Annotated in this window: 9 protein-coding genes; 5 read left to right on the top strand and 4 right to left on the bottom strand. The window is 62.6% G+C overall.

All coding sequences use genetic code 11. The features are described 5' to 3' along the window. Window positions 1-933: trans-sulfuration enzyme family protein (locus tag ACKOVI_RS04905; RefSeq protein WP_509602945.1), on the top strand; the 933-nt coding region annotated here is incomplete at its 5' end. Here ACKOVI_RS04905 and ACKOVI_RS04910 read toward each other — a convergent pair. Continuing rightward, window positions 915-1,784, bottom strand: a complete 870-nt coding sequence (locus ACKOVI_RS04910; RefSeq protein WP_509602946.1) for a heme o synthase — start codon at window positions 1,782-1,784, stop codon at window positions 915-917. The two genes, ACKOVI_RS04905 and ACKOVI_RS04910, sit on opposite strands and share 19 nt — an antisense overlap. 111 nt (window positions 1,785-1,895) lie before the next feature. Between ACKOVI_RS04910 and ACKOVI_RS04915 the strand changes: the two genes are divergently transcribed. After that, window positions 1,896-2,336 carry a hypothetical protein gene (locus ACKOVI_RS04915; protein WP_509602947.1) on the top strand — a complete coding sequence of 147 codons (441 nt, stop codon included), beginning with the start codon at window positions 1,896-1,898 and terminating at the stop codon, window positions 2,334-2,336. Here the strand turns inward: ACKOVI_RS04915 and ACKOVI_RS04920 are convergent, their stop codons facing one another. Genes ACKOVI_RS04920 through ACKOVI_RS04930 form a run of 3 tightly spaced genes read right to left on the bottom strand, consistent with a single transcriptional unit; the run spans window position 2,337 to window position 4,838 of the window. Beyond that, a complete protein-coding gene (locus tag ACKOVI_RS04920) occupies window positions 2,337-3,041 on the bottom strand; it encodes a D-alanyl-D-alanine carboxypeptidase (protein WP_509602948.1) in 705 nt (234 codons plus the stop codon). A gap of 43 nt (window positions 3,042-3,084) precedes the next feature. Then, entirely contained in the window at window positions 3,085-3,831 is a 747-nt protein-coding gene (locus ACKOVI_RS04925) for an ABC transporter permease (RefSeq protein WP_509602949.1), read from the bottom strand. Continuing rightward, window positions 3,828-4,838: an ABC transporter ATP-binding protein gene (locus tag ACKOVI_RS04930; RefSeq protein ID WP_509602950.1), complete on the bottom strand. Its 1,011-nt coding sequence runs from the start codon at window positions 4,836-4,838 to the stop codon at window positions 3,828-3,830. Before ACKOVI_RS04930 ends, ACKOVI_RS04925 begins: the two co-directional genes overlap by 4 nt. Window positions 4,839-4,949: 111 nt before the next feature. Between ACKOVI_RS04930 and ACKOVI_RS04935 the strand changes: the two genes are divergently transcribed. The 3 genes from ACKOVI_RS04935 to ACKOVI_RS04945 form a co-directional block, all read left to right on the top strand. After that, the gene (locus tag ACKOVI_RS04935; protein ID WP_509602951.1) at window positions 4,950-5,390 is read left to right on the top strand and encodes an SRPBCC family protein; all 441 of its coding nucleotides are present in this window, start codon (window positions 4,950-4,952) and stop codon (window positions 5,388-5,390) included. 66 nt (window positions 5,391-5,456) lie between these two features. Beyond that, window positions 5,457-6,953 (top strand): molybdopterin-dependent oxidoreductase, encoded by a 1,497-nt coding sequence (locus ACKOVI_RS04940; RefSeq protein WP_509602952.1) that lies wholly within the window; start codon window positions 5,457-5,459, stop codon window positions 6,951-6,953. A 115-nt stretch (window positions 6,954-7,068) separates the two neighbouring features. Further along, the coding region (locus tag ACKOVI_RS04945) for a fasciclin domain-containing protein (RefSeq protein ID WP_509602953.1) at window positions 7,069-7,697 on the top strand (629 nt) is incomplete at its 3' end.

Below are 7,697 nucleotides of genomic sequence, written 5' to 3' on the forward strand. Positions count from 1 at the left end.
TTTGGTTCAGGAATGGCTGCAGCTTTTGCTTCACTCGCCTGCATCGTTGAAGCCGGAGATCACATCGTTGCCTCAGCAGCCATGTTCAGTTCATGCCACGTGATCATTACCGAAATTTTGCCTAAGTGGGGCGTCACCTACGAGCTTGTGAAGGCAAATGATCTTGCTGCGTGGGAGCAAGCGCTCTCAAAGCCAACAAAGGCTGTATTCATTGAAACGCCAAGTAATCCACTCATGGAAATTACTGATATCCGTGCTGTCAGCGACTTGGCTCATAAAGTTGGCGCAACTGTAATTGTCGATAACGTGATGGCCTCACCTGTCTTACAGCGTCCGCTCGAACTTGGCGCCGATGTTGTCATGTATTCGGCAACAAAACATATTGATGGTCAGGGCCGCGTTCTTGCCGGTGCACTCCTTGGTTCATTCTCATACATCCAAGAGAAGCTCCTTCCCTTTACTCGACATACCGGTCCTGCCCTCAGCGCATTTAATGCATGGGTTCTTCTCAAGTCGCTTGAGACTATGGATATGCGTGTTCAACGTATGAACGAGAATGCACAAGCGATTGCAGAATTCCTCGAAAAGCATCCTGGAATTAAGAGCGTGAAGTATCCAGGTCTTGATTCGCATCCAGATCGTGCCGTAATCAAGAAGCAGATGACCGGTGGTGGAACGACAATCGGCATCGAATTTAACGGCTCGCAGAAGGATGCCTTTAAGTTCATGGATGCCCTGCGCATTATCGATATCTCTAACAACCTTGGAGATAGCAAATCATTGATTACCCACCCAGCATCGACAACGCACCGTCGATTGTCACCTGATGTTCAAGCAGAGATGGGCATTACGCCTTCAGTCTTGCGACTTTCCGTAGGACTTGAGCATCTCAATGACTTGATCAAGGATTTGGATCAAGCGCTTAAGAGCTGAGCAACTACCAACAAAATTGAGAGCAAGGTCAAGTAAGTAATTGACCAGTGGAAGATTCCACCCGCAACTTTGTTGTAGTTATCTGAATTCTCTTTCAGGGCAAAGAGTTGGAAAGTAAATACTGCACCGAGAGCAACTGTCGCCATGAGTGTCCAGACCGGAAGTTCTGCTAATTGAATAAGGGCAGTTGAACAGATAACCATCGCGATTGTGTGGAACCACATCTGGCCAATGACATTTGCTCGAGTTGCAACAGATGGCAACATGGGAATTCCTGCCGCTGAATAATCATCTTTGTATTTAATTGCAAGCGCCCAGAAATGTGGCGGAGTCCAGAAGAAAATCACCAAGAAGAAAGCGAGCGGAACAAGAGACAATGAATTTGTTACTGCTGCCCAGCCAATGAGGACGGGCATGCAACCTGCGGCTCCGCCCCAGACAATGTTCTGCGAAGTATTTGGTTTGAGCGCAATCGTATAAATAACAACGTAGTACGCAATGGCAACCGCTGTAAGAATTGTGGCAAGAACCGTTGTAAAAATATAAAAGATTACGAGCGAGAGAGCTCCGATTGCAATAGCAAAAATTGTCGCCTGGGTGCGTGTAACTGCACCGGTAACGATGGGGCGCTTTGCTGTGCGCTTCATCAATTTATCGCGCTCGGATTCAATCACCATATTGAATGCATTGGCCGATCCGGCTGCCAGGGTTCCACCACAGAGAGTCCAAGCCAAGAGCGCCAAGGATGGGAATCCGCCTTGAGCCAGAACGACCGCCGGGACCGTGGTGATGATCAAGAGCTCAACCACGCGGAGCTTCATGAGATCGATATAGGCGCGCAGGGTCGTCACACGCTTAGCCTATTACGCGATTGGCAGGGTACTTCACGCTAGTTCTCAGTGCTTTCACAGAGAGATTCCTTACTTTTAGGCCATAGCAAGGAGCAATCAAAGGAGCGAACGATGACACAGGAATCACAGCCACAGAAGCCAGGATGGTTTGAGCTCGTCGATGGCGATGCCCCATCCGCTCAGGTCACTAAGGTCAACAAGGTTCTCCCGATAGCTGCCGTACTGGTTACAGGTGCGGTGATTGCGACAGGCGCATTCTTCGCAAACGCTTCCGAGAATACTCAGAGCAGCAGTCAAAGCGCACTAGCCTCTGTCGCCACAGTTGATAATTCGACTGCAACACAAACTGCAGAACCAGCAGCTTCAGCTACACCTTCTGCGCCGACTGGTGTCACTGCACCAGGTATTCAAGATCCAACGCAAGGTGGAGTAGCCAAGTCTGGTCACGATGGCGATGAATATGGTGATGACGATGACTATGGTGATCGTCCTAATCACGATGGCGATGATCATGAAGGTCGTGAGCACCACGAACGTGGTGAAAGAGCTTAATTAATTTGTAGCAGTAACCGATTCGCTTGAGGGAGCGGAAGGTAGTACGGGTAATAGTGGTGCATTGCGTTGGACTTCTAAAGGTGTAGCTATCATTCCAAGAATCCGATCCACTGTTGCCCGTACTTTCTTTGTTACCGAATAACTCTTGCTATGTCGATCTGCAATGATGACAAAAATATATTGATGGTCGCCTGATTCAACATATCCTGCAAGATTGGTTGTTCCGTTGAGCGTTCCTGTTTTCGCTTTGACTAATCCCACTGCAGTAGGTGCCGTTTCAATAAATCGATGTTGCAGAGTTCCCGTTACTCCCCCAACAGGTAATCCTGATATCAGTGGAATGAACTTAGGATCGTGATAAATCACCATTAATAGCTGAGAGATTTGACGTGCAGTCACTCGATTCTCTTTAGACAAACCGCTGGCATCTTTGACGACGAGATGAGAAGTACTGATTCCCATCTCTGTCAGCATGGTGGCAAAAGTGAGTGCTACGCCTTTATCATCGAGAGTATTGCCAGCTGCGGCTGAGGCCAATCTTGCTACGCGTTCTGCGAGCAAGTTATCGCTCCAGGTAAGTGTCCAATCTATGATTTTCTGCAAAGTGGGAGAAGTTGAGGTCAGAATTGCTTCACCAGACTTCTCTATCGCAACTTGGCCAGTAACGCGCTTGAGCGGAATCGAAAGGTGGCGATCTCGCAAGAAGCGACTGATATGTGCCCGGACGCCGGTACCTCGGGTGCGGTCACTGGCGTTCCCGGCCGCGCCGCACGAGCACCGTTGCGAGCACTCCGAACACGACCGCCCAGACGGCCACGTTCGTGATCGGCAGCCACAGAGGGTCGCGCGACCCGTCGGGCAGGAAGCCCTCGGTGAGCGGGTAGCGGGCCAGGGCGGCATACCCGTAGAGGGGGGTCAGCTTGGCGAACGAGAGCAGCGCGCCCGACAGGGGGATGAAGAGGTTGCCCAGGAAGGCGAAGATGACGAGGGTGCCCGCGGCGGCGCCGACGGCCGCCTCGGAGCGGAACGCCGTGCCGATGAGGAGGCCGTAGAGGGCGAAGACCGACGAGCCGACGAGCACGAGCGCGGCGCTCAGGGCCCACGCACCCGCCGACCCCTTGGCGCCGGTCACCGCGCCGAGGAGGTAGGTGAGCAGGATCGGCACGGCCGCGACCGTCATCGCGATGAGCGCCTTCATGGCGATGTACGAGCTGTCGGCGAGCGGCGTCAGTCCCAGCTGGCGGCCCCAGCCCTGCACCCGTTCGACCGCGGCGTTGCCACCGATGCTCGTCGTCGCCGTGACGGCCCCGTATGCCGCCATGCTGATCATCACGTACATGGCGACGTTGCCGTTGCCGATGTCGGCGCTCTTGGCGTCGACGGTCGATCCGAAGATCAGGTAGAAGAAGGCCGGCAGCACGGCGGTGAAGAACATGCCTGCCCAGTCGCGCGTGATCCGGCGCATCTCGAGCAGCGTGAAGGTCGCGTTCATCGGACGAGCTCCTGGTCGTGGTGCGCGGGGTGATCGGGATGGTCGCCCCTGGCGTCGGCGGCGCCCTTCCTGTCGTCACCGGTGAGGGCCATGAAGGCCTGCTCGAGGCCGGCGGTGACGATCTCGAGGTCGCTGCCGCCGAGGTCGCCCAGCAGCAGCCGGGCCACCGCGTCGGAGTCCGTCGCGGTCACGACGACACGCGAACCGCGCTCGTCGACCGCGCTCACGCCGTTCGTCGCTCGCAGGGCTGCGAAGGCTTCGGCCCGGAAACTGTCCGGCAGGGTCGCCGACACGGTGCGACCGCTGCCGCGCGAACGGATCTCGGCCGTCGTGCCGTCGGCCACGATGCGACCACCGGCGATGAGGACGATGCGGTCGGCGAAGGCGTCGGCCTCCTCGAGGTAGTGCGTCGCGAAGACGACCGTGCGGCCGGCGCTGGCGTCGGCGTGCATGGTGTCCCAGAAGTCCCGGCGGGCCGTGACGTCCATGCCGGCCGTCGGCTCGTCGAGGATGAGCAGGCGGGGGTCGGGCAGCAGGGCGAGCGCGAACCGCAGTCGCTGCTGCTCGCCGCCCGAGCACTTGGACACCCGGCGGTCGGCGAGCGTCGTCAGCCCCGCACGGCCGATGACCTCGTCGACCGGCGAGTGGGCGGCATACGTCGAGGCGATCATGCGGACCGTCTCGCGGACGGTGAGGTCGCGCAGCAGCCCGCCGGTCTGCAGGACCGCCGAGACGGCCCCGGAGACCACGGCCTCGCGGGGGCGGATGCCGAAGACCTCCACGGTGCCGCTCGTCGGCTCTGTGAGGCCGAGCACCATGTCGAGGGTCGTGGTCTTGCCGGCACCGTTCGGGCCGAGGAACGCGACGATCTCGCCCGGCTCGATGCGCAGGTCGATGGCGTCGACGGCGCGCACCTCGCTGTCGCGGGAGCCGCGAGCCGGCGCGAAGGTCTTCACGAGGCCACGCAGCTCGATGGCCGGCGCGGTCGCTGTGGTCTGTGTGCTCACGCTGTCACTCTCCCAAGCCGGGACACCCCTCGTCAGGTGCAATGGTCACGACCTGCACGTGACAGTTGTCATGGCGTCCGGCTGGTGCCGGCGTACAGGAGACTGGTGCGCATGGCGCGCTTCTCCGTCGTGGTCGAGACCGGTCTTCCCGCCGACGAGGCGTGGCGGCGCCTGCTCGACCTGCGGGCCCACACCCGCGTCATCCCGCTGACCACGCTGCGGGGTGAGGTGCTCACGGCCGACGGGCTGCAGGCGGGCTCCCGGTTCGTCGCTCGCACCGCCATCGGGCCGCTCGGCTTCGACGACCGGATGGTGGTGGACCAGATCGCCGCGCCGTTCGACGGTAGCGCTGGGTCCGCGCGGATCCGCGAGGAGGGCAACGTCGTTCGCGGGCAGATCGACGTGGCCGTCCTGCCCACGCCCGCCGGCTCCCGGGTCCAGTGGGAGCAGGCCATCCGGGTGCGTCCGGTCCCCGCGCTGCTCGACCCGGTGGTCGCGCTCGTCGCCCGCCTCGCCTACGGCACGACGATCCGTCGCCTGCTGCGCGGCTGAGGCCGCCGCCCCGCACGACGGCTCCGCAGACCATCCGGTCGGGGCGGCGGCGCCGAACGACGGTGCATGACACGACTACGCCTCGCCCTGTGCGGGATCCTCGCCGCGGTGGCGGGCATCGCCGCCGGCCACCTCGTCGCCGGCTTCGTGTCACCCGCGGCGTCACCGGTCCTCGCCATCGGCTCGACCGTCATCGACCTCACGCCGACGCCCGTCAAGGAGTGGGCGATCGCGACGTTCGGCACCGCCGACAAGGTGGTCCTGCAGGGGTCGGTGCTCGCCGGCACGCTGGTGCTCGCGGCCGTCGCGGGGCTTCTGACCCGCCGACGTATGCCGGTCGGCGTCGCCGTGATCATGCTGCTCACCGCGCTCGCGGGTGCCGCTGCCCTGCTCCGGCCCGCCGCCAGCCCGCGTGACGCACTACCGGCGGCCGCGGCGACGGTCGTGGGCGTCGTCGTCCTCGTCGTGCTGCGGCGCCTGGCCGAAGCGCCGCGCGTCGCCCCCGGCGGTCTCGCCCGACGCCGGTTCCTCGGCGGGGCGGCCGGGGTGGCGGCCCTGTCGGTCCTCGCCGCGGCGGGCGGACAGCTGCGCGCCGGGGCCCGCGCCGCGAGGAAGCTCGTGCTGCCTCGGCCGGCTGAGGCCGCCGCTCCACTGCCGCGTGGGCTCGAGGCGACAGTGCCGGGCATCAGCCCACTGCAGACCCCGACCGAGAAGTTCTACCGGATCGACACCAACCTCATGGTGCCGCAGGTCGACGTCGAGACCTGGCAGCTCGAGGTCGACGGCATGGTCGAGCGACCCTTCACGATGACGTTCGCGGAGCTCACCGCCATGCCGCTCGTCGAGCGCGACATCACCATGACGTGCGTCTCCAACGAGGTCGGCGGCTCCTACGTCGGCGCGGCCCGCTGGCTCGGCGTCCGCCTCACCGACCTGCTGGACCGCGCCGGCGTCACGGGATCGCCCGACCAGCTGCTCAGCACCGCGGTCGACGGCTTCACCATCAGCACCCCGCTCGCCGCCGTCCGCGACGGCCGCGACGCCATGGTCGCCGTCGGCATGAACGGCGCCCAGCTCAGTGACGTCCACGGCTTCCCCGCCCGCCTGGTGACGCCCGGACTCTACGGCTTCGTCGGTGCGACGAAGTGGCTCACCAAGCTGACGCTGACCACGTATGCCGCGCAACAGGCGTACTGGACCAAGCGGCAGTGGGCGACCGATGCCCCCGTCAGGACGAGCGCCCGAATCGACACGCCGGCGCCCCTGTCGACGATCCGTGCGGGACGGGTCGCGATCGGCGGGGTCGCGTGGGCGCAGCACCGGGGCATCGGCCGGGTCGAGGTCAAGGTCGACGACGGGGCTTGGCAGCCAACGAAACTCGGACCCGACGTCGGCGTCGACTACTGGCGGCAGTGGTACTTGCCGTGGGACGCCGCGCCCGGGCTGCACCGGCTCTCGGTCCGCGCTACCGACCGGCAGGGCCGCGTCCAGGAGGCCGAGCGAGCGACGCCGTTCCCCAGCGGGTCGAGCGGCATACAGGAGGTCGTGGTGACCGTCACCTGACGCCAGTCCGTGAGAAGCCGAAACGAAAAAGGTTGTCCTGCAAGCAATCCAGAAGTGCGAGCGCACCGAACTACCTCTGACTGCGCACCACCCCCACACACCAGGAGTGATCCAGATGAAGACCATGAAGACCCGCACCGGGCTCGTCGCCCTCGCCATCGCCCTGCCGCTCGGCCTCGCCGCTTGCGGCAGCTCGACCGACAACACGGCCTCTGCCGGCGCTGGCAACACGCCCGCTGCGAGCTCGTCCGCCACGTCCGACGCCATGACCCCGACGCCCTCGGAGACGATGAGCTCGTCCGAGTCGATGGACGCCGCGTCCGCGGTCTTCGGTGAGGGCTGCGCGGCCGTGCCGAAGGACGGCAAGGGCTCGTTCAACGGCATGGCCACCGACCCGGTCGCCACCGCCGCCGGCAACAACCCGCTGCTCTCGACGCTCGTCACCGCCGTCAAGGCCGCCGGGCTCGTCGACACGCTCAACTCGGCCCCCGAGATCACCGTCTTCGCGCCGGTCAACGACGCGTTCGCCAAGATCCCCGCGGCCGACCTCAAGAAGGTGCTCGCCGACAAGCCGACCCTGACGAAGATCCTCACGAACCACGTGGTGGCGGGGAAACTGTCGCCTGACCAGCTGGCCGGCACGCACCAGACCCTCGCGGGCACGAAGCTGACTGTGGCAGGCTCCGGTCAGGACTTCGTCGTCGGCAAGGAGAAGGCGAAGGTGCTCTGTGGCAACGTGCCCAC

The organism is Candidatus Planktophila sp., from assembly GCF_046070465.1.
Lineage (GTDB): Bacteria > Actinomycetota > Actinomycetes > Nanopelagicales > Nanopelagicaceae > Planktophila.

What these genes read in the sequence shown, in the direction of transcription:
- ACKOVI_RS04915 (WP_509602947.1), top strand. Translation starts at nt 1,896, where the DNA reads ATGACACAGGAATCACAGCCACAGAAGCCAGGATGGTTTGAGCTCGTC.
- ACKOVI_RS04925 (WP_509602949.1), bottom strand. Translation starts at nt 3,831, where the DNA reads ATGAACGCGACCTTCACGCTGCTCGAGATGCGCCGGATCACGCGCGAC.
- ACKOVI_RS04935 (WP_509602951.1), top strand. Translation starts at nt 4,950, where the DNA reads ATGGCGCGCTTCTCCGTCGTGGTCGAGACCGGTCTTCCCGCCGACGAG.
- ACKOVI_RS04940 (WP_509602952.1), top strand. Translation starts at nt 5,457, where the DNA reads ATGACACGACTACGCCTCGCCCTGTGCGGGATCCTCGCCGCGGTGGCG.